This window comes from Psychroserpens sp. AS72 (assembly GCF_038900375.1).
Taxonomy (GTDB): domain Bacteria; phylum Bacteroidota; class Bacteroidia; order Flavobacteriales; family Flavobacteriaceae; genus Psychroserpens.
This window is the reverse complement of the sequence record NZ_JBBMRC010000002.1, coordinates 294,372-320,321: the sequence shown is the minus strand read 5'-3', so window position 1 is coordinate 320,321 and position 25,950 is coordinate 294,372. Positions and strand designations below refer to the sequence as shown.

Annotated in this window: 24 protein-coding genes and 1 riboswitch; of the genes, 11 read left to right on the top strand and 13 right to left on the bottom strand. The window is 31.4% G+C overall.

The window, feature by feature from the left end:
• Window positions 1-56 precede the first annotated feature (56 nt).
• On the top strand, window positions 57-1,013 hold the full coding sequence (locus WNY78_RS04960; protein ID WP_342872081.1) for a lytic transglycosylase domain-containing protein: 957 nt from the start codon (window positions 57-59) through the stop codon (window positions 1,011-1,013).
• On the top strand, window positions 1,014-2,468 hold the full coding sequence (gene cls, locus WNY78_RS04955) for a cardiolipin synthase (RefSeq protein ID WP_342872080.1): 1,455 nt from the start codon (window positions 1,014-1,016) through the stop codon (window positions 2,466-2,468).
• On the opposite strand, the gene WNY78_RS04950 is transcribed toward cls, so the two are convergent.
• From WNY78_RS04950 to WNY78_RS04940, 3 genes are all read right to left on the bottom strand, one after another.
• A complete protein-coding gene (locus WNY78_RS04950) occupies window positions 2,469-3,155 on the bottom strand; it encodes a hypothetical protein (protein ID WP_342872079.1) in 687 nt (228 codons plus the stop codon).
• A 145-nt stretch (window positions 3,156-3,300) separates the two neighbouring features.
• On the bottom strand, window positions 3,301-3,861 hold the full coding sequence (locus WNY78_RS04945) for a DUF2892 domain-containing protein (protein WP_342872078.1): 561 nt from the start codon (window positions 3,859-3,861) through the stop codon (window positions 3,301-3,303).
• On the bottom strand, window positions 3,851-4,750 hold the full coding sequence (locus WNY78_RS04940; RefSeq protein ID WP_342872077.1) for a DUF6263 family protein: 900 nt from the start codon (window positions 4,748-4,750) through the stop codon (window positions 3,851-3,853). Before WNY78_RS04940 ends, WNY78_RS04945 begins: the two co-directional genes overlap by 11 nt.
• A 196-nt stretch (window positions 4,751-4,946) precedes the next feature.
• Between WNY78_RS04940 and rpmH the strand changes: the two genes are divergently transcribed.
• The 6 genes from rpmH (at window position 4,947) to WNY78_RS04910 (ending at window position 11,450) form a co-directional block, all read left to right on the top strand.
• On the top strand, window positions 4,947-5,108 hold the full coding sequence (gene rpmH, locus WNY78_RS04935) for a 50S ribosomal protein L34 (protein WP_040278062.1): 162 nt from the start codon (window positions 4,947-4,949) through the stop codon (window positions 5,106-5,108).
• A 101-nt stretch (window positions 5,109-5,209) separates the two neighbouring features.
• On the top strand, window positions 5,210-8,062 hold the full coding sequence (gene carB, locus WNY78_RS04930; RefSeq protein WP_342872076.1) for a carbamoyl-phosphate synthase large subunit: 2,853 nt from the start codon (window positions 5,210-5,212) through the stop codon (window positions 8,060-8,062).
• Between the two features lie 78 nt (window positions 8,063-8,140).
• A complete protein-coding gene (locus tag WNY78_RS04925; RefSeq protein ID WP_342872075.1) occupies window positions 8,141-8,665 on the top strand; it encodes an ankyrin repeat domain-containing protein in 525 nt (174 codons plus the stop codon).
• A 5-nt stretch (window positions 8,666-8,670) separates the two neighbouring features.
• Entirely contained in the window at window positions 8,671-9,474 is an 804-nt protein-coding gene (locus tag WNY78_RS04920; protein WP_342872074.1) for a T9SS type A sorting domain-containing protein, read from the top strand.
• Between the two features lie 205 nt (window positions 9,475-9,679).
• Complete coding sequence (locus WNY78_RS04915) at window positions 9,680-10,552, top strand: T9SS type A sorting domain-containing protein (protein WP_342872073.1); 873 nt, start codon at window positions 9,680-9,682, stop codon at window positions 10,550-10,552.
• A 130-nt stretch (window positions 10,553-10,682) separates the two neighbouring features.
• Window positions 10,683-11,450: a T9SS type A sorting domain-containing protein gene (locus tag WNY78_RS04910; RefSeq protein ID WP_342872072.1), complete on the top strand. Its 768-nt coding sequence runs from the start codon at window positions 10,683-10,685 to the stop codon at window positions 11,448-11,450.
• A 98-nt stretch (window positions 11,451-11,548) separates the two neighbouring features.
• Here WNY78_RS04910 and WNY78_RS04905 read toward each other — a convergent pair whose 3' ends face one another.
• Window positions 11,549-12,316: a T9SS type A sorting domain-containing protein gene (locus WNY78_RS04905; protein ID WP_342872071.1), complete on the bottom strand. Its 768-nt coding sequence runs from the start codon at window positions 12,314-12,316 to the stop codon at window positions 11,549-11,551.
• Window positions 12,317-12,463: 147 nt separating this feature from the next.
• A complete protein-coding gene (locus tag WNY78_RS04900; RefSeq protein WP_342872070.1) occupies window positions 12,464-13,537 on the bottom strand; it encodes a hypothetical protein in 1,074 nt (357 codons plus the stop codon).
• A 112-nt stretch (window positions 13,538-13,649) separates the two neighbouring features.
• On the opposite strand from WNY78_RS04900, the gene WNY78_RS04895 reads away from it, so the two are divergent.
• The 3 genes from WNY78_RS04895 to WNY78_RS04885 are packed head-to-tail and all read left to right on the top strand — an operon-like array spanning window position 13,650 to window position 17,407.
• Entirely contained in the window at window positions 13,650-14,174 is a 525-nt protein-coding gene (locus tag WNY78_RS04895) for a sigma-70 family RNA polymerase sigma factor (RefSeq protein WP_342872069.1), read from the top strand.
• A 46-nt stretch (window positions 14,175-14,220) separates the two neighbouring features.
• Complete coding sequence (locus tag WNY78_RS04890; RefSeq protein WP_342872068.1) at window positions 14,221-15,132, top strand: FecR family protein; 912 nt, start codon at window positions 14,221-14,223, stop codon at window positions 15,130-15,132.
• Window positions 15,116-17,407 carry a TonB-dependent receptor plug domain-containing protein gene (locus WNY78_RS04885; protein WP_342872067.1) on the top strand — a complete coding sequence of 764 codons (2,292 nt, stop codon included), beginning with the start codon at window positions 15,116-15,118 and terminating at the stop codon, window positions 17,405-17,407. The genes WNY78_RS04890 and WNY78_RS04885 overlap by 17 nt, the downstream gene beginning before the upstream one ends.
• A gap of 69 nt (window positions 17,408-17,476) precedes the next feature.
• Here WNY78_RS04885 and WNY78_RS04880 read toward each other — a convergent pair whose 3' ends face one another.
• The 8 genes from WNY78_RS04880 to WNY78_RS04845 form a co-directional block, all read right to left on the bottom strand.
• The gene (locus WNY78_RS04880; protein ID WP_342872066.1) at window positions 17,477-18,025 is read right to left on the bottom strand and encodes an acyl-CoA thioesterase; all 549 of its coding nucleotides are present in this window, start codon (window positions 18,023-18,025) and stop codon (window positions 17,477-17,479) included.
• On the bottom strand, window positions 18,015-18,395 hold the full coding sequence (locus tag WNY78_RS04875) for a 6-phosphogluconate dehydrogenase (protein ID WP_342872065.1): 381 nt from the start codon (window positions 18,393-18,395) through the stop codon (window positions 18,015-18,017). Before WNY78_RS04875 ends, WNY78_RS04880 begins: the two co-directional genes overlap by 11 nt.
• 66 nt (window positions 18,396-18,461) lie before the next feature.
• The gene (gene rmuC / locus WNY78_RS04870; protein WP_342872064.1) at window positions 18,462-19,850 is read right to left on the bottom strand and encodes a DNA recombination protein RmuC; all 1,389 of its coding nucleotides are present in this window, start codon (window positions 19,848-19,850) and stop codon (window positions 18,462-18,464) included.
• A gap of 72 nt (window positions 19,851-19,922) precedes the next feature.
• A complete protein-coding gene (locus tag WNY78_RS04865; RefSeq protein ID WP_342872063.1) occupies window positions 19,923-20,567 on the bottom strand; it encodes an SCO family protein in 645 nt (214 codons plus the stop codon).
• A gap of 9 nt (window positions 20,568-20,576) precedes the next feature.
• Window positions 20,577-22,262 carry a hypothetical protein gene (locus WNY78_RS04860; protein ID WP_342872062.1) on the bottom strand — a complete coding sequence of 562 codons (1,686 nt, stop codon included), beginning with the start codon at window positions 22,260-22,262 and terminating at the stop codon, window positions 20,577-20,579.
• A gap of 126 nt (window positions 22,263-22,388) precedes the next feature.
• Complete coding sequence (locus WNY78_RS04855; RefSeq protein WP_342872061.1) at window positions 22,389-23,189, bottom strand: ABC transporter ATP-binding protein; 801 nt, start codon at window positions 23,187-23,189, stop codon at window positions 22,389-22,391.
• Window positions 23,190-24,212: an iron ABC transporter permease gene (locus WNY78_RS04850; RefSeq protein WP_342872060.1), complete on the bottom strand. Its 1,023-nt coding sequence runs from the start codon at window positions 24,210-24,212 to the stop codon at window positions 23,190-23,192.
• 115 nt (window positions 24,213-24,327) lie between these two features.
• Window positions 24,328-25,488 carry an ABC transporter substrate-binding protein gene (locus WNY78_RS04845; RefSeq protein ID WP_342872059.1) on the bottom strand — a complete coding sequence of 387 codons (1,161 nt, stop codon included), beginning with the start codon at window positions 25,486-25,488 and terminating at the stop codon, window positions 24,328-24,330.
• Between the two features lie 260 nt (window positions 25,489-25,748).
• Window positions 25,749-25,949: riboswitch (cobalamin riboswitch) on the top strand.
• The last annotated feature ends 1 nt before the right edge of the window (window position 25,950 follow it).

The window sequence follows — 25,950 nt, the reverse complement described above, 5'->3', positions numbered from 1 at the left end:
TAATTTTATACATTTGAAATGCAACCAATTAATGGTTGTCCCTAAATAAAAGTGTTATGAAAATTATTAAAAATATTTTAGCTGCTATTGGCTTAATATGTGTGTCTTGTTTATTCATTTTTGCAGTACAGACTGATAAAACCGATTCAGATAATACAGTTTCAGATAAAGAAGTTATAGAAGCACCAAAACTAATTAATGATTATAACGTCTATGCTTTATCTGTACCAGATCATTTAGATTTTGCAGGAGAAGCTATGCCATTAGAAGATCCAGATATTTTAGAGCGAATGGACAGAGAATTGTTAGTAAATACCTATTGGCAATCAAACGGTTTATTAATGTTTAAACGTGCCGAAAAGTATTTTCCAATTATAGAACCAATATTGAAAAAACATGGTATTCCAGAAGATTTTAAATATCTAGCCGTTATAGAAAGTGGATTAACAAACGCAGTATCTCCAGCTGGAGCAAGAGGCGTTTGGCAAATTATGCCAGCAACAGGACGCGAGAATGGTTTAGAAGTTAATAAAAATGTAGATGAACGTTATCATTTAGAGATGGCAACAGAAGTTGCTTGTAAGTACTTATTAAAATCTAAAGAAAATTTAGGGTCTTGGACGCTTGCAGCCGCAGCTTATAATGCAGGTAATGCAGGAGTTTCTAATCGATTAAGAGATCAAGCAGTAGATGATTACTATGATTTACTTTTAGGAGAAGAAACAGGACGTTATTTATTTAGAATTGTGGCTTTAAAAGAGATTTTAAGTCATCCAAAAAAATATGGTTTTAATTTCACAGCTCAAGATTTATACAAACCAATTCCAACTTACAAAGTTGAAGTTGATACTGCAGTTACAGATTTTACAAAATTTGCCCAACGATATGGTATTAATTATAAAATTCTAAAGATTCATAATCCTTGGTTAAGAGAGCCAAAGCTTAATAATTCTTCAAGAAAAAAATATGTGATTGAAATCCCAAAAGAAGGGTATTATTCAACTAAGCCTTAAATGATTGACTTTCTAAAAGAACATTATTTTTCAGTTTTGATTATTGTCAATTATTTATTGGCGATATCTGCAATTATTACGGTTCTTTTAAAAAATATAAATCCAACAAAAACAGTGTCTTATATTATTATTTTGGCACTGTTTCCTTTTTTTGGGCTTGTCATTTATTATCTATTTGGCCAACAATATCGCAAAACCAAAATTTTTAATAGAAAGCATATTATTAACTCACATGTTATTCAGTCTGCAGGTAAAAGTTTATCAGCTGAAAAACAGGATTTAAGAGTTTTAAATGAAAAGTTAGATGATAAGATTAAACTGGTGAAACTTCTAAAAGCCAGTGAGCGGTCTCCTTTAACAATTAGAAATGAGGTTGATATACTTTTTAATGGTGAAAAGAAATTTGAGCGCTTACTCAAAGATTTACAAAATGCTAAAAATCATATTCATATAGAATATTACATTATTAAAGATGATACCATAGGTACAAAACTATTAGATATTATATGCAATAAAGCTAAAGAAGGAATTGAAGTAAAAATGTCTTACGATGATGTTGGTAGTAAATTGTCTTCAAAAATGAAACGTCAATTGAATGATAGTGGTGTTTTACATTATCCATTTATGCCAGTTGTTTTTTCTAGCTTAACAGGTAAGTCTAATTATAGGAATCATAGAAAAATTGTAGTTATTGATGGTGAAATAGGTTACATAGGAGGTATAAATATTTCTGATAATTATGTAAATACTGAAGATTCTAGTGTGTATTGGAGAGATACACATTTACGAATTTATGGAGAAGCAGTTAAAGTATTACAATTTCACTTTTTAACCACTTGGGATTTTGTAACAGAAGATTCTATTGAAATAAAGCAAAGTTATTTTCCAGTAACAGATTGTAAAAAGGATGTTGCCATACAAATTGCAGCCAGTGGTCCAGATACTGATTGGGCAAATATCATGGAAGCAATATTAACAGCTATAAATAATGCCGAAAGTTATATTTACATAACCACACCTTATTTCATCCCAAACGATCAAGTGGTTACCGCTTTGCAAATTGCAGCTAAGATAGGTGTTGATGTTAAATTGATAATCCCTAAACGTTCTGATAGTTGGGTAGCAGAGAGTGCAACAAATTCTTATATAGAGCCATTATTGGAGGCAGGAGTTGAGGTGTATCGTTATTGTAAAGGTTTTGTTCATGCAAAAACGATGGTTGTAGATGATATATTCGCAACAATTGGAACTTGTAATTTAGATAACAGAAGTTTCAATATTAATTTCGAAATTAATGCCTTGATGTATGATTCCGAAGAAAGTAAAATTTTAAAAACTCAATTTATCAAAGATATTGAAGATTGTGAGGTCATTGATTTTGAACGTTGGAAAACCAGACCTAGATTTAATAAATTGAAAGAGTCATTTAGCAGGCTTTGGGCTCCTTTATTATAATTATTGTAAAGTTGTAATAATCCCACTATTTGTTGGCTCATCACTAAAAAGCATCCATTTAATATTTTCATGAATTACATTAAAAGCAACATCAGATCTGTTATCTGCATTTGAGATTGTGAATTTTTTATCAATTTTCAAAAGTTGTTTCTCTTCGGAAAAAAAGAAACAAGCTGGTGCTCCAAATGAATGCTTAAATGGTTTAATAATATGATTTGCGTTATTATCACGCTCATCTATATAAGTAACAGTAACGTTTGAGTTGTAGTTTTTAGAATGTTGTTTTGCTTTGTCTTTAGAATCCCAAAATAAAATGATGATTTCAATTTGCCCTTTATACATTTTAGACATTCTATTAATTTCATCAACTTCTTCTTTTTTAATTTGTTCCCAAGAAGATTTGGTAATTAAAAGGAATGGTTTATCAATAGATGATGTTTTTAAAGTGCCGCCTTTAACTTTGTTAAGCGAAAAATCCCTAATATGACTAAATTTTAAATGATTTTCAAAAAGGGAATCAAAAAGAAACTTAGCCTGTTCTTTATCACCATTTTGCATAGCAATTTCTGACTTAGTTTTATAAGCTTTCAAATGTAGGGCGATTTGAGAATCAAAGTAGGTTTTTTGCTGTTGAGGGAACGCTAAAAACATACAACCTAACATAAGTATTGTAATATATATCCTCATGTCTAATTATTTGTTGTTTAACTGGCTGCAAATGTAGACGTAATAGTAAAATTGCGTATAAAAACTCGTTGAAAAGCTCTATTTACTAGAGAAATGAACACTAGATGAATAATAAATCGATAAAAAGACGTTGAAAAGAGGAGTGTTAACGTCTTCCCATATTACGATTTCCGTAATGTTGCTTTGGTCCTTGAGACTTTTTCATCCCATCTTTCATCATCTTAATTTGCTCTGTTAAAATACCTCGTTTATCTAATTTTTGAGCTTCATTTAAAAGCTGTTTAGCTTCAATAGGTCTGCGTTTGCTAAAAGCAATTCCAGCAAGATTTAATTTAGCCATTGCCACATCATGATCCATAGAAAGACCAAGGTTTAGTGCTTTTTTAAAGTATTTTTCGGCTTCGTTCATATTGGTTTGAGAAACCATAACACCATGAAGATAATTGTAGTAACCTTCTTGTTTTTTAACAAGAGCACTTGGTGGATTCTTAATTTTATTTAACCAAAGTTTAGCACCTTCAAAATCTTGTTTTCTAAGTTTTAAAAATGCAAGTAGTATAAATTCATTTTTGAAGTATAAGAAAATAAATATAAGAGATAATAAAATGTACATGATGCCATTACCAATATAACCTTCGGTAAATTGATAAACAGCATAAGCTATTATTAATCCAGCTATGACTAATTTGATATTTTTATTGAACATGTTTTTCTATTTTATATGTAATATTTGATGTAATTGTTGTAGGTACTTTTAAATCATTCATTTTGTGCATGATTGAATTTCCTTCAACTGCAGAGGTTGTAGTCATTGTTTTTACAAAACCAGTTTCTTTTGAAATAATAAGATTAGAAGTCATATCACCATTTAGATTCATTTCAACATCAGCATCCTTATTTAGAAAGATAACGCTACTTTTGCCAGTAATAATAATTTCATCATCAGTGATGTTATCTAGGGTCCAAGTGTTTTTTGAAGATAAATCGCCTTCAAAATCATTTTCCCAACTATCTCCAATGTTTACAGTTGTGTTAGGATAGATATACGTCATTTGTTCAAAGCTCTTTGAAAGACTTTCGTTACTAAACTCACCTTTCATAGATTCTTTCATGACCTCTTTTGTAAACTCATCTATATCTCCAACAGCATTAACCATTTTTGAAATTAATTCATTAGAACCTTCAATAGATTTAATCTTACCATTTTTATACATGTCCATTGCCAAATCTACTGTAACTAATTGAGCGAAAATTTTTCCTTCAATATCATCATCAGCAATACTATCATTTGTATTAACCGAAATAATCTCACCAATTAAATTCGAAGACGATACCATTTTAAAACGGTCAAATTTAAATTTTAAACCATATAAACTATCATTGACTTCTTCAACAATAAATGTAAAATCACCTTCAAGTAGATTTTTCATTTCGTGCTTTTGACCATTCATGTCTTGAACAATGTCTTGATTGGCAACTTGTTTTATTTTAAATTGATCACCAACCTGTAAGTTGTAAGTTAGGCTTGTTTGTGCGTTCAATACGCTTGTAGTCGCAATAAATGCAACGAGAATTGTTGTAAAAAAGGGTTTCATTTAGTTATTAAATTTTCAATTTACAAAGAAACTAATTTTTTGTCAATTAGTAGCTAGTTATGGGATTGTTATATTTAACACAAAATATTTTTAAATTTTGGTTTGGCAAAGTAAAAACTCTTTGTATATTTGCACGCAGTTTTGAGAAGAGTTCAAAACCATAAAAAGAATTTAAGTTTTTTAAAAAGATACGACAATGCCAAAAAGAACGTTTCAACCGTCAAAAAGAAAGAGAAGAAATAAACACGGTTTTAGAGAAAGAATGGCTTCTGTAAATGGAAGAAAAGTTTTAGCACGTAGAAGAGCTAAAGGAAGAAAGAAATTGTCTGTGTCAACTGAAACTAGACATAAAAGATAATGATTAACAATTGTTAATATTTAAAAGGCGTTACTTAGGTGTAACGCCTTTTTTTGTACCCATTCGTTACTTATTTTTGCAACCATAAAAAAAACTCGATCATGCCAAAAAATGAAAAATTAAAATCTATCCTTATCATTGGCTCAGGTCCAATAGTTATTGGACAAGCCTGCGAATTTGATTATTCTGGAACACAAGCTTTACGTTCACTTCGTGAAGATGGAATTGAAACAATATTAATCAATTCTAATCCTGCAACAATAATGACAGATCCTACCATGGCAGACCATGTGTATCTGTTGCCTTTAACCACAAAGTCTATCATTAAAATATTAAAAGAGCATCCTCATATTGATGCTGTTTTACCAACAATGGGTGGACAAACTGCATTAAATCTTTGTATTGAAGCAGATGAAAAAGGCATATGGAAAGATTTCAACGTAGATATTATAGGTGTTGATATTGATGCTATTAATATTACTGAAGATAGAGAAAAGTTTAGAGAGCTTATGCTTAAAATTGGTGTTGGTATGGCACCACAAGCAACAGCTACATCTTATTTAAAAGGAAAAGAAATTGCTCAGGAGTTTGGCTTTCCTTTAGTCATTAGAGCATCATTTACTTTAGGTGGTGATGGTGCAGCTATCGTTTATAAAGAAGAAGATTTTGATGAATTATTAACTCGTGGTTTAGAAGTCTCTCCAATTCACGAAGTCATGATAGATAAAGCCTTAATTGGCTGGAAAGAATATGAATTAGAGTTATTACGTGACTCTAATGATAATGTTGTTATTATTTGTACTATTGAAAATATGGATCCTATGGGAATTCATACAGGAGACTCTATTACTGTAGCTCCTGCAATGACCTTGTCTGATAAAACATTTCAAAAAATGCGTGATATGGCAATCCATATGATGCGTAGTATTGGTGATTTTGCAGGTGGTTGTAATGTGCAATTTGCTGTTAGTCCTGATGAAAAAGAAGAAATAATTGCAATTGAGATTAATCCTCGTGTGTCTCGATCGTCAGCATTAGCAAGTAAAGCAACAGGTTACCCAATTGCAAAAATTGCAGCAAAACTAGCAATAGGTTACACCTTAGATGAGTTAAATAATCAAATTACAGGATCTACTTCTGCTTTATTTGAACCTACTTTAGACTATGTGGTTGTGAAGATTCCTCGTTGGAATTTCGATAAATTTGAAGGCTCAGATAGAACTTTAGGCCTACAAATGAAAGCAGTAGGTGAAGTGATGGCAATTGGACGTTCATTTCAGGAAGCACTACATAAAGCAACTCAATCACTTGAAATTAAACGTAATGGTTTAGGAGCAGATGGTAAAGGATACAAAGATTATCAGCAAATAATTGATAAACTCACATTTGCTAGTTGGGATCGTGTGTTTGCAATTTATGATGCGATTCAAATGGGAATTCCATTGAGTAGAATCCACGAAATCACTAAAATTGATATGTGGTTCTTAAAACAATATGAAGAACTTCATCAACTAGAAATAGAAATTTCGACATTTACAATTGAGACTATTGAGCGTGATTTATTATTAGAAGCAAAGCAGAAAGGTTATGGAGACAGACAAATTGCTCATATGCTTAAATGCTTAGAAAGCCAAGTGTATAATAAACGTGACGAATTAAAAATTAATCGTGTCTATAAATTAGTAGATACGTGTGCTGCGGAATTTAAAGCGCAAACGCCATATTACTATTCTACGTTTGAAAATGAAGTAGAAACTTCCGAAGGAAACATATTTCCAGCCAATGAAAGTGTTGTTTCAGATAAAAAGAAAATTATCGTTTTAGGATCTGGTCCAAATAGAATTGGTCAAGGTATAGAGTTTGATTACTGTTGTGTACATGGTGTATTAGCAGCTGCGGAATGTGGCTACGAAACCATTATGATCAATTGTAATCCTGAAACGGTGTCTACCGATTTTGATATTGCAGATAAATTATATTTCGAACCTGTGTTTTGGGAACATATTTATGATATTATTCGTCATGAAAAGCCCGAAGGTGTCATTGTTCAACTAGGTGGACAAACCGCTTTAAAGTTAGCTGAAAAATTAGATCGCTACGGAATAAAAATTATTGGTACAACTTATCAATCTCTAGATTTAGCTGAAGATAGAGGCTTGTTCTCAAATCTTTTAAAGGAAAATAATATTCCTTATCCACAATTTGATATCGCAACAACAGCAGATGAAGCAGCTGCAATTGCAGATGTTTTAGATTTTCCAATTTTGGTAAGACCATCTTACGTTCTTGGAGGTCAAGGGATGAAAATTGTAATAAATAAACAAGAGCTAGAAGAGCATGTTGTTGATTTATTACGACGAATGCCAGGAAATCAATTGCTCTTAGATCATTATCTTGATGGAGCAATAGAGGCTGAAGCTGATGCCATTTGTGATGGAGAAAATGTGTACATCATTGGTATCATGGAACATATTGAACCTTGCGGAATTCACTCTGGTGATAGTAACGCAACGTTACCACCTTTTAATTTAGGTGAGTTTGTAATGCAACAAATTAAAGATCATACAAAAAAGATTGCACTAGCATTAAATACCGTTGGTTTAATAAATATTCAATTCGCTATAAAAGATGATATTGTATATATTATTGAAGCTAATCCAAGAGCATCACGTACAGTGCCATTTATTTCTAAAGCGTATGGAGAACCTTATGTGAATTATGCAACTAAAGTCATGTTAGGTGAAAAGAAAGTGACTGATTTTGATTTTAATCCACAATTAGAAGGTTATGCGATTAAGCAACCAGTATTCTCGTTTAATAAGTTTCCAAATGTGAATAAAAAACTAGGTCCAGAAATGAAAAGTACTGGAGAAAGCATCTTATTTATTGATAGTTTAAAGGATGATGAGTTCTATAATTTGTATTCTAGACGTAAAATGTATTTGAGCAAATAGCCAATTTATTCGTTAAACGACTCTTTAAAAGAGTTTTTAATTTATTAAATTGCAAAACATTTCTGATAACCTATAATTTTGAATATCAAACAATTCTGTTTAATCAACTGCCTACTGGTAACATTTATTTCTTTTGCCCAAAAAGATATTTTTGATGTTGCTCGTACTGGTACAATAGAAGAGGTTAAAGCGTTAATGAAAATTAACTCTGATACGATTAATACAGCAAATAAAGAAGGTTATGTTCCTTTAACATTAGCATGTTATAAAGGAAATACTGAGGTTGCTTTGTTTTTAGCTTCCGAAGTAAATGATATTGATGGAAATAGTGATTACGGTACACCACTAATGGCTGCTGTTTATAAAAACAGACCCGTAATTATTGAGCGTTTACTTGAGTTAAATGCTAATCCGAATATAGCAGATGTAAATGGTACAACGCCTTTGCATTATGCTATTATTTTTAGAAATGAAAAAATAATTAAATTACTCATGGATGCTAAAGCAGATGTGGATTTCAAAGATAAGAGAGGGAATTCAGCAAAAGAATATGCAGCTATGACTAATAACAAATCGATAATTGATCTTATCAATAAAAAATAATTACTATGAAAAAAATTACTTTAGCCTTAATTGGTGTTTTTTGCTTTACTATGGCTTTTTCTCAAAGCTATACTACAGGTGTAATGAGTTTTGCCAATAATACTGGCACACCATATACTGTACAAATAGATGTTGATGCAACCACGACTACATTAACAATGACTGGTCCAGATTTGAGATGGTTTGGTGTTGGGTTTGGAGTGCAGAGTATGACCTCAGGAGGAGATGTTGTAATATTTGATAATACATCTGTAACAGATAGGTATTATGGCTTTGAAGGTCAAGATCCAGGACAAGATGCAACAGGAATTACGCCAACAGAAGATAGAGAAGGTGAGCGTGATTGGACTACAGTTTCAAATACGTTAGATGTACCATCTGGTGTTAGAACAGTAGTTTCAACTAGATTAAATAATACTGGTAACCCTAACGATTATGTGTTTTCTGCAAGTGCAACGACCTTAGAACTTGTTTGGGCTTTAGCGAGATTTGATAACGATCCATTAGTGTGGCATGGTAATAACAGAGGAATTACTATGCAAGGTTTAACTTTAAGTAATGATACTTTTGAAGTTAATGATTTTAAAATATCTCCTAATCCAGCTAAAAACAATTTTACTTTAGAATTGGGAACGTTTAATAATAATGCAGTTGTTGAAATTTATGACGTTTTAGGTAAAAAAGTTTTAAATAGAAAGATAAATGCAATTGTAACCACTTTTGATATTTCTAAATGGAATAGTGGTTTATATATTATTAAAATTTCTTCGGAAACATCTGTTGTAATGAAACGTTTCATGAAGCAATAGACAAATAGATTAAAAATAAAAGAAAGGCTACAAACATTGTTTGTAGCCTTTCTTATTTTGGATTCAACAAGTTTTTTTAAAGGAGGTCTTAATTAATTTACCTTTTATCACTAAATTAGATGAAAATTTGAAAATTGCTAAATTGGAATCATTTTTGCTATACTTTTAAAGTATTATAACAGATTTCAATAGAATAATATAGGCTATGAAAACAATATTACTTTTTTTATCATTGTTATTAACCTCTTTAGTTGCACTGTCGCAGGTGTCTGCCAATCAGATAGACGATTTTGAGGATGGTACAACTCAAGATTGGATTATTGGAAGCCCAAGTTCTGCGGTTTCACCACCTGCAAATGTTACTACAGATGGACCAGATGGTGTAGACGATAATTATTTAACATATACGTCAACTCCTCCTGAATCTGGTGGTGCAGGCAGCAAAATGGTTATATTTAATGCTGGTGCACAGTGGTCTTCAAACTATATAAGTGAAGGTATTGTAGCTATTAAATTTGATGTTAGAGTTTTAACCAATGATTTAAACTTAAGAATAGCATTTCAAGGTCCTAACGGTAAAAGAATATGTACAACCAATGCTGTTAATGTTATAGCAGGTTCTGGTTGGCAACCGGTTACTATTCCAATTTCTGCCTCAGATTTTACATCTGTTGGAGGATCAGGAGCTGTTTCAATTAGCGACGCATTAGCAGCCGTTAATACAATGAGAATATTGAGTAGTAATTCTCCAACATGGGCAAATCCAGATGTAGTAGTGTCAACAATTAATTTAGATAATATTACAGCATCAACAACGTTGAGTACTCAAGAATTACAGGTTCAGAACGAATTTGAAATCTCTCCAAATCCAGCAACTTCAAAATTAAACATCAATTTATCTCAAAATTTAGATAATGCAACTATTACTGTTTATGATATTTTAGGTAAAAAAGTATACTTCAAAGAGGTCAATGGTTTGAATTCATCAATTGATGTCTCAAGATGGAATTCGGGAGTATATCTTGTAAGAATCTCAACAAGTCAACAAACACTTACAAAGCGTTTTGTGAAGCAATAAATAAAATAATCATTCTAATATTAAAACCCATTAATGAACAATTAGTGGGTTTTTTATTTTTAGTTACACTCATAATTTAATTAAAATTTCACTAAATTGTAGGAGACTTCAATTTGTTAAACAAGATATTATGAGAAAAAAATACACATTTTATAGTCTTTTACTCATTTTTTGTTTTGGGTTTTCTATTCAAAATGCCAATGCACAATTAAGAATCACTGAAGTTGATCCTTCTACTGAGCGTATTAAAATCAAAAATTTTGGAGCTACAACTATAAATATTACAAGCTATAGATTATGCTCAAAATTTAAATATGGGACTTTGAGTGATATGGCATTAATTGATGGTTTTTTAAATTTGATGCCTAATGCAACAGTTGAAGTAACAGTTGCATTATCAGGAGGTAATGCAATTGATGATGCTGCAGATTTAGGTTTGTATTTACCAACGGGTAACTTTGGTACTCCTGCAAGCATGATAGATTTTACTCAATGGGGAAGTGGAGGCAATGGTAGAGAATCTGTAGCTGTCACAAATAATTTTTGGACTGCAGGAACATTTATAAATGTAGCAGCTCCTTATGAATTTATTGGAGGCGCTAATGATAGAGGTGTTGCATTTTGGGATACTTTACTAAATACCGAAAATTTTGAAGAGATTACCAAATTTAATATTTCGCCAAATCCTGCATCATTAAATCTAAACGTTAGTATTCCTAGTAGTATTGAGAATGCTACACTTAGAGTTTTTGACTTGTTAGGTAAAAAAGTAATAGAGGAAGAAGTAGGAAGTCTTCAAACAATATCTGTTGATGTTAGTAAATGGAATACTGGTGTTTACATCGTAAGAGTCTCTAGTGATGATGTCACACAAACAAAACGTTTTATTAAGCAATAAGATATTAAATCATATATATAGTAAAAGCCATCTTTTAAAGATGGCTTTTTGCATTATTAATTTAAAATATAATTTGATACTAACTAAAATCACTATGTTTAATGCTTTACAAAGCGTTTAGTTTCAGTGTTATCTCCATTTGAAATTTTAATAAGATATAAACCATTGTTCCAGTTAGAAACATCAATTTTAGATGAATTTCCAGGTTCTAATATTTCCGAAGTTATTAGTTTTCCAAGAACATCGTAAATGTCATAAGTTACATCTACTTGATTGTTATTTAGTTCAATATGTAATATTGAATTTGTAGGATTTGGATACAAACTAAAACTTGAAATTGCGTCAAAGTCATTAACACTTAAAAGTGTATCCCAAAAGTTTACACCAAAATCTGATACATTACCATTAAAATGGTAAGGTGGTGCTACGTTTATAAATGTGCCTGCAGTCCAAATCCCTTTGGCTACTGCTACATTTTCACGTCCATTTCCACCACTTCCCCATTGTGTGAAGTCTACCATATTGGCAGCAGTCCCAAAATTACCTGTAGGTAGATAAAGACCTAAATCTGCAGCAGTATCATTCAAGTAATTACCGCTAATAGATACTGTGACTTCTTCATTTGGAGCAAGATTGAATGAACCACTAACTAAGGTTGTCTGTGAAGAGAGCGTCTTATATCCAAATAGTGAGCATAGTCTGTAATTTCCAACATTTGCTGTTGTGGTACCAAAATTCTTGATGGTAACTGTATCTGCTGCTGGATCAACAACTAATAGCTTAAATTCTTGAGCATTGGTTTGTTGACCTAAGAAAGCTGTAAATAAAAGTGTAAACGCGATTTTAAATAAGTAATTTGTTTTCATAGTTTTTTGTTTATGTAATAGTTAATTTATTTTTGATTTATAAACTGCTTCAACTTTTTTATGTTAAAGCAGTTCATGTATTTGCAATTTTGGACAACTACTAAACAATTAATTCCTTAATTTTTCTTTTTCAAAAGTGAGTTATTTTCAATTGCAAGTATTTCGATATCTCAGTCTATCTTCATCATCAATTCTCAAATCAATTTTTGTTAAGTTATTAGTATTTATTTCTTGGAGATTCCAAGTATTATTACAATACGACAGTCCTGGAATATTTATGTTTACAGTTATATTATTTGCTATACCTGAGGTGGACCATGTGCCAGTTGCTGATGTAGAATTCCAGTAAGCGGTTACTGTGCCATCTGTAGCGAAATTAAAATCGTAACCATCATAAATATCATCATAATTGAAGTTATTTCGTCTAGCTTTATCAACATACCAATTTTGACAACCGGTTAAGTAGTTGGCTAGTAATTCTTGAGTACAATCATCACAATCATCATCATTGTAATCAAAATCATCATCTTCATCACAAACGTTTTGTTCGTTTTCTATTGTTGTTTCAAGTTCGCTGAGTGAATTAATTTCTAATGATGTGCCGTTTGATAATAGAACAGATATTGGAAAGTTTATACTCGTTATATCATCTGTCGAAATGTCTTCAATAAAACTGTACAAATCTTGATCGTTAGTAAACGTTTCCGTAGAAATTATTTCATTAGTTATATTAAATTTTGATGCTGAAAACGGATATATAAAATCAATACATTCAATATCATCATCACTAGTGTTTTCTCCATTACAATTGCTTGCTTTAGTATTAAGTTCACTCATATTATTTATAATATCTTCGGAAAAATCTGAATTCACAATTGTGACAGGAAATGTAATATCTAGAGCATCTGTATCATCTATGAATTCATCAAAAATGGATTCTACGGCATAATAATCCTCACTAGTATTTATGTTGACAGGAATTGAGTTTGCAGTAACATTTATAGGTAGTTTAATATTGAAACAATTGGCTAAATCTAAAATATTATCATTAGATCCATCATTAGTTACAGTACGTTGAATCAAACTTGCTATAGTAGAATTACTTTCTATAGTGTCTTCTGGAGGAGTATTTATGAATTCGGTCTCCTCAGTTCTACATGATGTAAACACCATAAGAGATAAGAAAAGTAAAATTAAAGTTGATTTAATTGTTGTTTTCATGATTTTGCATTTGAATATTTCTAATGCTGTTTAATATATAACAACTCAACTTTTAAAACTCCTGAAAATAAAATAAAAATATATTTACCTTTAGATTCTAAAAATAAACAACTTGCCAAAAGATTTAAACGAAAATATATGTGAAGCCAAAGTTTTTGAACATGTGTATAATACATATTCTAAAGACGTTCATAATTTTTTATATTATAAATATGGCGAACAGTTTAACCCAAAAGATAAAGTGCAAGACGCGTTTATTAAACTTTGGGATAATTGTAAAAAGGTTACATTAAGTAAAGCCAAATCATTTTTGTTTACTGTTGCAAATAATATGGTGCTCAATGATATTAAACACCATAAAGTGGTTCTTAATCATCAAAAAATGGCTCCTAGATCTCATACAAATGAAACACCAGAGTTTATTTTAGAGCAAGAGCAGTTTTTTGAACGTTATAAAAAAGTACTAGAAAGTTTGACTGAAGATCAACGTGTCGCATTTTTGTTAAGTAAGGCAGAAGGTAAGACTCATCGTGAGATAGCCGATTTTTTAGGAGTTACTAATAAAGTTGTTGAGTATCGTATTTATAGTGCATTTAATATTTTAAAGAAAGAATTAGAAGGATTTAAAATAAAATAATCAGGAGAAATAGGAGTGAGGTTGTTATATTAATAGGAATATATTTATGAGTAAAGAAGACCAAATCAAAAAATGGTTGAATAATGAGTTATCTGCTGCCGAAATGGACACTTTTGAGCAAGGAGAAGATTTTGCATTATATAAAGCTATTGTTAGAAGCGGAAAACAATTTAAAGCCTCAAATTTTTCTAAACCAGAATCATTTAATGAGTTTAAAACGGCATACCAAAATAAGAGTAGTAGATCAAAAAGAATCAAATGGTTAAAACCAGTTCTGAGAATTGCTAGTGTTATAGTTATTGCTTTAGGTGTTTATTTTACAATGTTCTATGATACACTTAGTCAAGTACAAACATTAGCTACTCAACATACTACAGTTGAACTTCCAGATGCTTCAAAAGTGACATTAAATGCAGGTTCAATAATTAATTACAGTAAAAAAGATTGGGAAAACAATAGAAGTTTGAATCTAAATGGTGAAGCTTATTTTGAAGTTTCCAAAGGTGAAACTTTTGATGTAATCACCTCTCAAGGTATTGTTACAGTTGTAGGTACAGCATTTAATGTAAAACAACGAGATCATTATTTTGAAGTACAGTGTTTTGAAGGCATAGTAAGTGTAACCTCAGGATCTCACACAAAACAGTTATTAGCAGGAGATACGTTTAGAATTTTGGAAGATTCTTTTTCTGTAGACAAGACGACATCTTCAAAACCAGAATGGACATCCAATAAAAGTACATTTAAAGCACTTCCTTATAAAGCTGTTCTAGCAGAAGTTGAACGTCAATATGATATCAAAATTAGACTTTCAAATGTAAATGAAGATCGTTTATTTACAGGAGGATTTATGCATGATAATATTGAAAATGCCCTTATATCTATTACACAGCCCATGGGTTTGACCTATAAAATTAATGCTTCAAATGATGTAGTGATTTATGGCAATAAAAAATAAAGTATATTTTTTATGTTTTCTATTTTTTGCGCTATCGTTTGTAACTATTGCTCAAAATACACAAAAAAAACAGCCATTAACTCAAGTTTTAACTACATTACAGCACCAGTATAATATTCAGTTTAATTATGCTGAGGCTAGCCTAAAAGGAGTTTTAATTATTCCTCCTTCGGAAACTTTAACCTTAAATCAGGCTTTATCTTATCTAGAGTTAAATACTAAATTTTCATTTAAAAATTTAGATGGTACTTTTATTTTGGTTAGTATTAAAAACACCGCTTTTAATCTTCAGCAATTATCTCCCGTTGTCGTTTCTCAATACATTGTAAAAGGAATTAATAAATTAAATAATGGGTCTTATAAAATTGATTTCTCTCAATTAGATATTTTACCAGGTTTAATAGAACCAGATGTATTGCAGGCAGTACAAGCATTTCCTGGAGTTCAAAGTATTAACGAAACTGTTTCAAATATTAATATTAGAGGTGGAACCCACGACCAGAATTTAATACTTTGGGACGGCATTAAGATGTATCAATCTGGTCATTTCTTTGGTTTGATATCTATGTTTAATCCGCAGATAACACAACAGGTCAATGTATTAAAAAATGGGACTAACACAACACTTACAGATGGTGTCTCAGGAACTATCGCTATGGAAACTAGCACTAAAATTAATGATACTTTAAAAGGAAGTCTAGGTGTCAATTTTATTGATGCAAATGGTTTTGCAGATGTTCCCTTAAGTGAAAAGTCATCGTTGCAAATCGCAGCTAGAAAATCGATTAGTGATTTTACTGAAACTCCAACATATTCTAACTTTTTTGAGCGTATATCTCAAAATACGGAAGTTGAATCTAACGCTAACGATATTGTGAATTCTGACCAAGAATTTGATTTCTATGATATGTCGTTAAGATGGCTTTATGAGATTTCAGATAAAGATCAATTACAAGTTAATTTTTTAACTGCAAATAACGAATTGCGATTTAATGAAAACTCCTTAATTGATAATGTAGAAACGTCTCGTCAAAGCAGTTTAAGTCAAAATAGTATTGCTGGTGCATTACATTATAGTAGAGTTTGGAATGATACTTGGCAAACCACTTTTGAAGCCTATGAAACCGATTATAAACTAAAAGCTATAAATGCTAATATACTTGATGCACAAAGGTTTCAGCAAGAAAATATAGTATCTGAAACTAGTTTAAAATTTCTAGCTAATTATAAGCTTAATGATCATCTACAAATTTTAAATGGGTATCATTTTGTAGAAACTGAAATCACAAATTTAGATGATGTTGATTCACCTCGTTTTAAATCTTTAATTTCTGAAGTTGTTAGAACTCACGGACTCTTTTCTCAATTATATTACACGTCGTTAAATAAAAAAACAAGCTTAAGTTTTGGTTTGCGACATAATTATATAGATAAGTTTAAAAAGCATATTTTAGAACCAAGATTGTCAATTACCTATCAATTTTTAAGCAATTTTGCTGTAGAATTTTTGGGAGAGTTTAAACATCAAAATACGTCTCAAGTGATTAATTTTCAGAATGACTTTTTAGGTATAGAAAAGCGTCGATGGCAATTATCTAATAATGAGGACATTCCTGTGATTAAGAGTAAACAAGTCTCATTAGGATTAAGTTTTAATAAAAAAGGATGGCTTATTAGCTTAGATTCATTTTATAAATATGTAAGCGGAATTACGACACAAAGCCAAGGGTTTCAAAATCAATATGAGTTTGTGAAAACAAGTGGCAGTTATGACACGTTTGGCGTAGATTTTATTTTAAGAAAACAAATTAAAGAATTTACAACGTGGTTAAGCTATTCGTATTTAAATAGTGATTATACTTTTGATGCTCTACAAGAAAAAATGTTTCCTAATAATTTTGATATCACTCATACTGTTTCATTTGGAGCTAATTATACGTTAAGAGATTTAAAACTATCTACGGGATTGAATTGGCATTCTGGACGTCCAACAACACAACCAATTGTTGGAAATGAAATTGTAGATGATGCTATCAATTTTGAGACTACAAACTCTAGAATGCTTAAAGATTACTTGAGAGTTGATGTTTCCGCAGTATATAATATTAAGCTTTTTAAAAACACGAAAGCAGATCTTGGTGTTTCTATTTGGAATCTATTTAATACGAATAATGAAATTAATAAGTTTTATAGAATTAGTGATGATAGCGTGAGTGAAACGTCACAAAATTCATTAGGTATCACACCAAATGCCGTATTTAGAGTTCATTTCTAATCACAAAAAAACCTCAAAGCTATACCTCGAGGTTTTCATTAAAACTATCTTTATGATGAGTACAAATTTCTAATTATCTGGAAGCTCAATTTTTACACGGTATTTTTTTAAATCATCAAGGTAGTGTGTATGCGAAAAATCTGCATGTTCAAATTCTTTTTTTCTAAGTTTTTTAGTTTCAGTTCGTTTTATGGATTTTAAAAAACGCTTTACTTCGGTTTTATCATTGATTATGAGTCCAGGCACTTCTACAGAGTTACCATTATCATCTTTTGCAACCATTGTAAAATAAGACGAGTTACAGTGTTTGATTTCTCCGGTTCTAATGTTTTCAGATTCTACTCTAATCCCAACAACCATTGAGGTGCGGCCAACAAAATTTATAGATGCTTTCATAGTGACTAATTCGCCAATTTCAATAGGATTTAAAAAATCAACCGTATCAACAGAGGCAGTAACACAATACGTTTCAGAATGTTTAGAGGCACAAGCAAAAGCAATTTGATCCATTAAGTTCAAAATATATCCACCATGAATTTTACCTCCAAAATTGGAGTTTGATGGTTGCATAAGTTGAGAAATGCTAATTCTTGTCGAGTCTATCTTTTTATAAGTCATTGTTTTTATTTCTAAAATGAGGGGAAGATTCTTGTTCAACTTTAGTAACAAAATATTTACTATCACCTAACCAAAAGAAAGTCCCATAACGTTCAATATAAGTGAGTTTAACGTATTCTCCTTGAAACTTTTTTAAATCTGCTATAACTTCTTCGTCTTTATCTAATACTGAAAAAGAGAAAATTTGTGCGCCAGAGATTCCTTGGCTTATTTCACCTTCCCAAGTTTTAGCAACAAAACCTTTACTGCTAAATTTAATGAGTTCTCCAGAGCGATACCCTTCACTATAGGGTACAAAATAAATTACAGCATAGTATAAAGCGAGAACAACAATAACTCCTATGACCAGAAAGCTCAATATTTTTTTCATGTTTTTTCAACTTTTAAATTTGTTAATTCTTTGCTTTTGAATGACGTCACAAATAGGTAAATGGGATTATTCTTCATCATCTTTGGCTCTTTTTATGATAGCCTCTGGCAATGATTTTTTAGCTTTAGCTCCTAATTTTTTGATTTTTTCAACACTTGTTATAAGATTTCCTTTTCCTTCTACTAATTTATTCATCGCAGAAGAATAGTCTTTTTTAGCATCGTCAATCTTTTTACCAACACCTGTTAAGTCTTTTACTAAACCTTCAAATTTATCATATAATGCTCCAGCTTGTCTGGCTATTTCTATGGCATTTCGTTGTTGCTTTTCATTATTCCACATACTATCAACAGTTCTTAATGTTGCTAACAGCGTAGAAGGTGTAACGATGACAATATTTTTCTCAAAGGCTTTATTATAGATTGAGTTATCTGCATTAATGGCTACTGCAAACGCTGGCTCTATTGGAATAAAAAGTAATACAAAATCCGGACTTTCTATATCGTACAAATCTTCGTATTTTTTTTCAGACAACTGATCAACATGCTTTTTTATAGAATTGATGTGTGCTTTTAAATAAAAGTCTCGTTCATCTTCATCTGCATTAACATAACGTTCATAATCTGTTAAAGACACCTTACTATCAATAATCATTTTTTTATTGTCTGGTAGGTGTAAAACAATATCAGGTAATACTCTAGTACCATCTTCTCTAGTAAAGTTTTGTTGTACAAAATACTCTCTATCTTTTTCTAGACCAGATTTTTCTAGCACACGCTCTAAAACTAATTCTCCCCAATTACCTTGCATTTTACTATCACCTTTTAAAGCTCTAGTTAAATTGGTAGCCTCTTTTGTCATTTGTTGGTTCAAATCTTTTAAACCTAATAATTGTTCTTTCAAAGCAGAGTGCATGCTTATACTTTCCTTTTGAGTATCATCTACTTTTTTCTCGAAAATTTGAATTTTTTCCTGTAACGGATTCAAGATATTCTTGATGTTTTCTTTATTCTGAAGTGTGAATTTCTCAGATTTTTCATCTAAGATTTTCGTGGCTAGTAACTCAAAATCTTTACGCAACTGTTCTTGACGTAATTCAATTTCTTCATCACGTTTATCGCTTAATTGTTGAAGGTTCTCATATTCACTATTGCGTCTAGCTAGCTCAGTATTTAAAAATTCTTTTTCTCTTCTTATCTCTTCGCGTTCACTCTCAATTTTTGAAATCGTCTGAGAAAGCTCTCCCAACTTAGTATTGAAATAAGAATCTTGTTTCTCGTTCTCAGTTTGATGAAATATTTTTAACTCTTGAAGTTGTTGTGCTAAATTTGAGTTGCGTTCTTCTAAAGTACTCTGTTCACTTTTACTTTTCAGTTTAATAAAAAGCATACCTAGATAGGCACCAATGGCTGCAGATAAAATAATAGCTAAAATGAGAATAAGACTGTCGTTCATAAAGAGTATGGAAATTTACTCAAAGATAACGGATTTGTTGAAAATTTTAGGATTGTAATAAAAAGATATAATCTAGTTTTCTAAAACATAGATATCTTCAATAATACGTTTGATGTCATCGACATTTGTGCCATCATAAATACCTCGAATTTGTTTGTCCTTATCAATTAATATGAAGTTTGGTGTGTGAATAAAATCTTGGAGATCACCATCACCTTGTTCTACAACAGCAAAGTAGCTTTGACGTGCTAAATTGTAGATGTGCTTTTTTTCTCCTGTAGTGACATTCCACTTTTTATCAATAACGCCTTTTTGATTTGCATAGTTTCGTAAAACTGAAACACTATCTATTTCTGGAGTAACAGAAAGTGACAAGAACATAATATCATCATTGTTTAAAAACTCCTTTTGAATTTTTGCCATATTATCTGTCATAATAGGACAAATAGTGGCACAACTTGTAAAAAAGAAATCGGTGACATAAATTTTGTTCTTGTAATTGTCTTGCGTGATAATTTGTCCGTTTTGATTGATGAGTTTAAAATCTGAAACGGTATGATTTGAGTTTTTATTTCTAAGGCTTTTATCAACCAGTTCTGATTTAAAATCTGCTGGATTATAGATTGGTAATACTTTTTGCGTATTTGTGTTACATGATACATTTCCGAAGAAAATATATAAGACAATATAACCTAAATACCGCTTTTTACTATTCATTATGATGGATTAAATAGATGTGTTATTAAGATAATTAGTTGCTTCTAGTAATTCTGGTCTATCACTGTTAGAATCTTTTACAAGCTCTAGAAGTTGTTTAAAATACAAAGTTGCTTTTTCAGTATTTCCTAATTGTTTTGAAGCAATTGCAGCACCATAAATCCCATTAAATCTATTAGGATGTCCTTTTAAGTTTATTTCGTAGGCTTCTAAAGCGTCTTGAGGTTTCTTTAAAATTAAGAACATATCTCCTAGGAGTTCATCGGCAGGCAGGACTTCTCCTGGAGTAACAGGATGCTTAGAAGTTTCGCTCTCCAATTTTACTGCATGCTTCATTAATGTGAGTGCCTCCTCAGTATTTCCTTTTGCTAGTTGAATCCAAGCTTCAGTGGTTTTGATTTCAACTAATACTTGGCCAGCTTTATAAGTGGATTGAGCGTTATTCATTTCAAGGAGTTCTTTGTTTAAAGATCTAATGATTTCAAGTTCATATTCTGCAGATGTGATATCACCTGATCGTGCAGAACCTAAAGCTTTTGCAAAATGTAATATTGATTTTGTCCAAGGAAATTTGTCCCAATTAAGTTCCATTGTAGGTTGTTCAAGTTGAGCAGCTTTTTCCCATTGTCTGTTTTCTAATGCAATGCGAGCAGGAATTGCGTTTGCTGGATAAGCAATTCCAAAGTCATCAATAGGAAAAATCTTTTTTATGGTTTTTAGATAGGCATATTGTGCATTAGCTTCTTTATTGTTTCCTTGTTGTAAATAAGCATAGACCAGATAATCCATAGCATGTATTTCTGCTACCCAATTAGCATCAGGATTAACACTTTCTGCATAACATACAGCAGATGCTGCTGAGTTTATATTAGTTTCAATAGATTCTTGCCATAGTCCTAAACGTGTAAAAATATGAGAAGGCATATGTTGCGCATGAGCAGATGCTGGAGCAATCTCTGCATAGCGTCTAGCTGTTTGCAAAGCATTTTCTGCTATTTCTGGATAATCATACGTGTGAATGACATAATGAGCAATTCCTGGATGATTAGGTTGTTCTTTGAACAGTTTCTTTAAAATAGCTCCTGCTTTTTTCTGACTAACATATGTTTTGTCATTTGGATCTGCAGCAGAAGTGATGGCTAAAGCGTAAAATATTCCAGCTTCAATATCATCTTTTTCAGTGTTATAGATGTGCTCCATTTTCTTTTCATATAATAGCTCTCTAGTTTTATGATCTATAGTGTCCCAATCTGTATAAAATGCTTTTAAGGCATCTAAGTACAATTCTGCACGTTTTGATTTTGGTAAAGATTCTGCTATGTTTATGAGTGTGGCCCCTTTTTTTAGTTCTTTTGGTCCAGGAGGAGCCCAAAGTTCATGATATGTACTCATGGCAATTCCCCAATATGCCATAGCACATTCTGGATCTGCATCAATAACTTTTACAAATGCTTTTTCTGCTTCATCATATTCAAAAGAATGAAGTAATGAAATAGCCAAATCAAACGTTTCTCGAACATCATATTTACATTCTAACCCAAAACTGACATCGCCAAACTCAGGGCTACCACAAAGTAAGATGTCACCACGAAGTAAATCGAGAGATGCTAATGCAGGATTTGGTTTTGGAGATTTGTCCTTACATGCAAAAATGAATAGTAATAATAAAATACAATGCAGTTTTAATAATTTCATCTTTTATTGGTTTTGAAGAATGCCTTAAGATGAAAAACAAATTATTAAAAAGTGGGGATTGAAATGTTTTTAAAAATCTGATTTTCAATCATCTAAAAATAGCTTAAAATAATAAGACTAGCGACATTAATTGTCATTTTTAACCTTAAAACTCCCCGTATTTTTATCAAATCCAATCAAATCTTTCGGAAAGAGAGTTTCAAATGTTCCTTTCATAATTAGATTACAAGGCGAATCTGTAACCACATCATCAGGAGTCATCACAATCATCGTGTCACACAATTGTATCGCTAAATCAATCTCATGCGACGAAAATAGTATCGTTTTATTAGTCTCTTTTGCAAGGTTTTGAAGCAGTTTCAAAATATAAGCTTTGTGATACATGTCTAAATGTGTCGTAGGTTCATCTAGAATAATCAAATGAGTATCTTGAGACAATGCTCTTGCAATCATGACTTTTTGAAGTTGACCATCACTTAACTCAAAACATTTACGATGTTGTATGTCTGTAATGTTTGTAAGCTCTATAGCTTTTTTTACTTCGGAAATATCTCTCTCAGATAAATTTCCAACCCAATTAGTATACGGCTGACGACCCAAAGCCACCAACTCAAAAACCGACAAGTTTTTAGACATCAATTGCTCAGTTAGCACCAAACTCATCGTTTTAGCTAAATCTAGAGCAGTATGATTTTCAATTAGAATGTCATTTATTTCAATACTACCATCCAACGGTTCTTGGATAGTCGCTAAAGTTCTTAAAAGTGTAGATTTTCCAATTCCATTGGCACCAACAAGACCAATGAGTTCTCCTTGTTTGAGCTCTAGGTTGATGTTGTCTGCAATAACAGATGTGCCTTTCTTGGTTTTATAGCCAATGGAAAGGTGTTTGGTTTTTAGGATGGTATGTTTGCTGCTTTTTGTCATTTAAAACACCATTTTACGTTGTCGTACCAATAACCAGACCACCACAGGAGCTCCAATTAAAGAGGTAATAGCATTAATTGGTAGCGTATAATCACTTGATGGTAATTGTGCAATACTATCACAAATAAGCATCACAATAGCTCCAAATAAAAATACAGCTGGTAACAATAGTTTATGATTAGAAGTATTGAAAATTTGTCTTGTCATATGCGGAATTGCCAACCCGATAAACGCAATAGGTCCTGCAAAAGCAGTTATGGTTCCTGCTAATAAACTGGTAGCGATGATGATAATAAATCTGCTTGTTTTGACATCTAAACCTAAGCTTTTAGCATAATTTTCTCCTAATAAAAATGTATTTAATGCTTTAATTGAGAAGATGGCTAATAGAATTCCTAGGAGATATATTCCGAAGAAAATAAACAATTCATTCCATGAGAGATTTCCTAAACTTCCAAAGCCCCAAAATATATATTGTTGCAATTGTTCCGCAGAACTAAAATAGGAGAGAACACTCACTATTGCTGCTGTAATGCTACCAAACATCAATCCAATAATTAAAATGGCCATTGTGTCTCTCACTTTTGAGGAAACGAGTAATACTGCTAATAAGACTAGAAAACTTCCTAAACTTGCTGCAATTACAATACTCCACTTAGAAATGAGTACACTTGCAAAAATACCTCCAAATAATCCAGAACCTAAAATAACTAAAGCAACGCCTAAACTTGCTCCAGAACTTATTCCTAAAACAAATGGTCCAGCCAACGGATTACGAAATAACGTTTGCATCAACAATCCTGAAATACCTAAACCAGAACCAACCAAAATCGCTGTAAATGCCTTTGGTAATCTATAATCCTGAATGATATATTGCCAAGATTCATTGTTAGAATTTCCAAAAACACTTGCAATTACTTCGGAAAATGGAATACTCACAGATCCTAAACTAATATTCACAACAAAGCATAGCAATAATACAATTGCTAAGATAAAGAATGAATATGTGTGCTTGGTTTTCATATTTTGTTGTCATTCACATTTGTCATTCCGAGGAACGAGGAATCTCATTATTTAATTTGAATTTTATTAAAAAGATTCTTCGACTCCGACTGTCGTCGGAATGCTCTGAATGACATTAGTCTATTTTATTAGTTAATTTCAAAGGCTTAAAAAATGTCGTTTCATAATCTTGTAATAATTCAGGATGACAAATTTTTATCATGTCCTTGAGTACTAAATCTGGTCGAGCCATTCCTAATTCATAATAGGTAACTCCTCCAGTTTTACCTGTGGTATTAGAAAACGTATAAACATTTTTATTTTGAAATGCGCTAAACTGCTTATAATGAGGATTCGATTTTTCTAGTGCTTCGTAACTAGAATAATACGACGGACTTAACCATAAATCTGTAGTTTTAGCTTTATCAAAAACGGCTTCGAAACTTAAAGCGATGCTTCCTGTTTCTTTTGTGTCACTCCATAAATAATTTGCATTGGCATCATTTAAAAATTGTGCTTCTGCACTTGTACCATTTGGTAAATACCAAACATCTTTATACATCGCTCCACATAAAACAGTTGGACGTGTTGTAGAATTTGAAGCAATTTTTTTTGCGTCTAAATAATCCTGTTCTATTTGGTTAAAAATAGAATCTGCTACTTTTTCTTTATTGTAGAGTGCACCAAAAAACTTGATCCATTCTGCTTTTGCTAAAGGTGATTTTTCAACCCAATCTCCATTATAAATCACAGGGATTCTAGCTTTTTGAATTGTTTCCATACTTTTATTGGTACCATCAACACCAAAAGCGACTACAACGTCTGGACGTAATTCTAATAAAACTTCGGTATTGATCCCTTCATTTTTTCCTAATTCTCTTACGTTTCCGTTATCTATTCTAGCTCTTGTTTTTTCTGAAGACACATAATCTGTTCCAGGAAATCCTATTAGAGTTTCTTCAACTTCTAAAAGTTCTAACGCTGGAATATGAGTTGTTGAGGTTACTACAATTTTTTGAACAGGTGTTATGATAATACCATCAAATTCATCTTTCAAAAATGTTGTTTTAGCAGCTTCTTCCGCAGAAATTAATACATATTTAAAAACTTTTTCACTCTTAGGCCAAGGACTTTTAATTGTTAGTAGTTTATAGTTTTTAGCATTTGTAACTAAAAAGCCTTCGGCATATTTTAACTCTTGGTGTTGAGTTGTAGGAGTTGTAATTAGATCTTGTTTTGTCTCATTTTTACATGAACTTATAATTAAAAGAAGTAATAATATTCTAAAATATTTCATTGGTAACATTTGTAACTTTTAGATTGATGATTTATCATTAATTTTGATAAAAATTATACCATGAGAGGCGATTCAAATTTAACATTATATATTGTTGCAGGTATTATTATTGCCCATTTTTTAATTGGATTCATTTATCTTATCTATAAAATGAATAAGAAAAAGTAACAATTTGTCTTATCGAGTTACTTTAATATACTACTTTTGCATTTGAATTTTGGTTTGACTAAATCGCTAATCACATACTTAAAAGTATGATGAGATTCTGAAATAAATTCAGAATGACGACAAAGTCAATTAAAAGGGAATCTGGTGAGAAATAATTTTCAATTCCAGAACTGTTCCCGCAACTGTAAGCTATAAAGCTTGTTATTACCTTCAAGTCACTGGAAAATAATTTTTCTGGGAAGACCAATAACAAGACGCAAGTCAGGAGACCTGCCAAATTCTTAAATCAAAAAT

Bases quoted from the DNA above. Each gene is read 5' to 3' on its own strand.
- WNY78_RS04860 (WP_342872062.1), bottom strand. From the start codon at position 22,262: ATGAAATTATTAAAACTGCATTGTATTTTATTATTACTATTCATTTTT.
- WNY78_RS04845 (WP_342872059.1), bottom strand. From the start codon at position 25,488: ATGAAATATTTTAGAATATTATTACTTCTTTTAATTATAAGTTCATGT.
- WNY78_RS04890 (WP_342872068.1), top strand. From the start codon at position 14,221: ATGAGTAAAGAAGACCAAATCAAAAAATGGTTGAATAATGAGTTATCT.
- WNY78_RS04950 (WP_342872079.1), bottom strand. From the start codon at position 3,155: ATGAGGATATATATTACAATACTTATGTTAGGTTGTATGTTTTTAGCG.
- WNY78_RS04880 (WP_342872066.1), bottom strand. From the start codon at position 18,025: ATGACTTATAAAAAGATAGACTCGACAAGAATTAGCATTTCTCAACTT.
- WNY78_RS04945 (WP_342872078.1), bottom strand. From the start codon at position 3,861: ATGTTCAATAAAAATATCAAATTAGTCATAGCTGGATTAATAATAGCT.
- WNY78_RS04920 (WP_342872074.1), top strand. From the start codon at position 8,671: ATGAAAAAAATTACTTTAGCCTTAATTGGTGTTTTTTGCTTTACTATG.
- WNY78_RS04960 (WP_342872081.1), top strand. From the start codon at position 57: ATGAAAATTATTAAAAATATTTTAGCTGCTATTGGCTTAATATGTGTG.
- WNY78_RS04915 (WP_342872073.1), top strand. From the start codon at position 9,680: ATGAAAACAATATTACTTTTTTTATCATTGTTATTAACCTCTTTAGTT.
- WNY78_RS04865 (WP_342872063.1), bottom strand. From the start codon at position 20,567: ATGAATAGTAAAAAGCGGTATTTAGGTTATATTGTCTTATATATTTTC.
- WNY78_RS04875 (WP_342872065.1), bottom strand. From the start codon at position 18,395: ATGAAAAAAATATTGAGCTTTCTGGTCATAGGAGTTATTGTTGTTCTC.
- WNY78_RS04940 (WP_342872077.1), bottom strand. From the start codon at position 4,750: ATGAAACCCTTTTTTACAACAATTCTCGTTGCATTTATTGCGACTACA.
- WNY78_RS04910 (WP_342872072.1), top strand. From the start codon at position 10,683: ATGAGAAAAAAATACACATTTTATAGTCTTTTACTCATTTTTTGTTTT.
- WNY78_RS04850 (WP_342872060.1), bottom strand. From the start codon at position 24,212: ATGAAAACCAAGCACACATATTCATTCTTTATCTTAGCAATTGTATTA.
- carB (WP_342872076.1), top strand. From the start codon at position 5,210: ATGCCAAAAAATGAAAAATTAAAATCTATCCTTATCATTGGCTCAGGT.
- WNY78_RS04900 (WP_342872070.1), bottom strand. From the start codon at position 13,537: ATGAAAACAACAATTAAATCAACTTTAATTTTACTTTTCTTATCTCTT.
- WNY78_RS04855 (WP_342872061.1), bottom strand. From the start codon at position 23,189: ATGACAAAAAGCAGCAAACATACCATCCTAAAAACCAAACACCTTTCC.
- WNY78_RS04905 (WP_342872071.1), bottom strand. From the start codon at position 12,316: ATGAAAACAAATTACTTATTTAAAATCGCGTTTACACTTTTATTTACA.
- rpmH (WP_040278062.1), top strand. From the start codon at position 4,947: ATGCCAAAAAGAACGTTTCAACCGTCAAAAAGAAAGAGAAGAAATAAA.
- rmuC (WP_342872064.1), bottom strand. From the start codon at position 19,850: ATGAACGACAGTCTTATTCTCATTTTAGCTATTATTTTATCTGCAGCC.
- WNY78_RS04885 (WP_342872067.1), top strand. From the start codon at position 15,116: ATGGCAATAAAAAATAAAGTATATTTTTTATGTTTTCTATTTTTTGCG.
- cls (WP_342872080.1), top strand. From the start codon at position 1,014: ATGATTGACTTTCTAAAAGAACATTATTTTTCAGTTTTGATTATTGTC.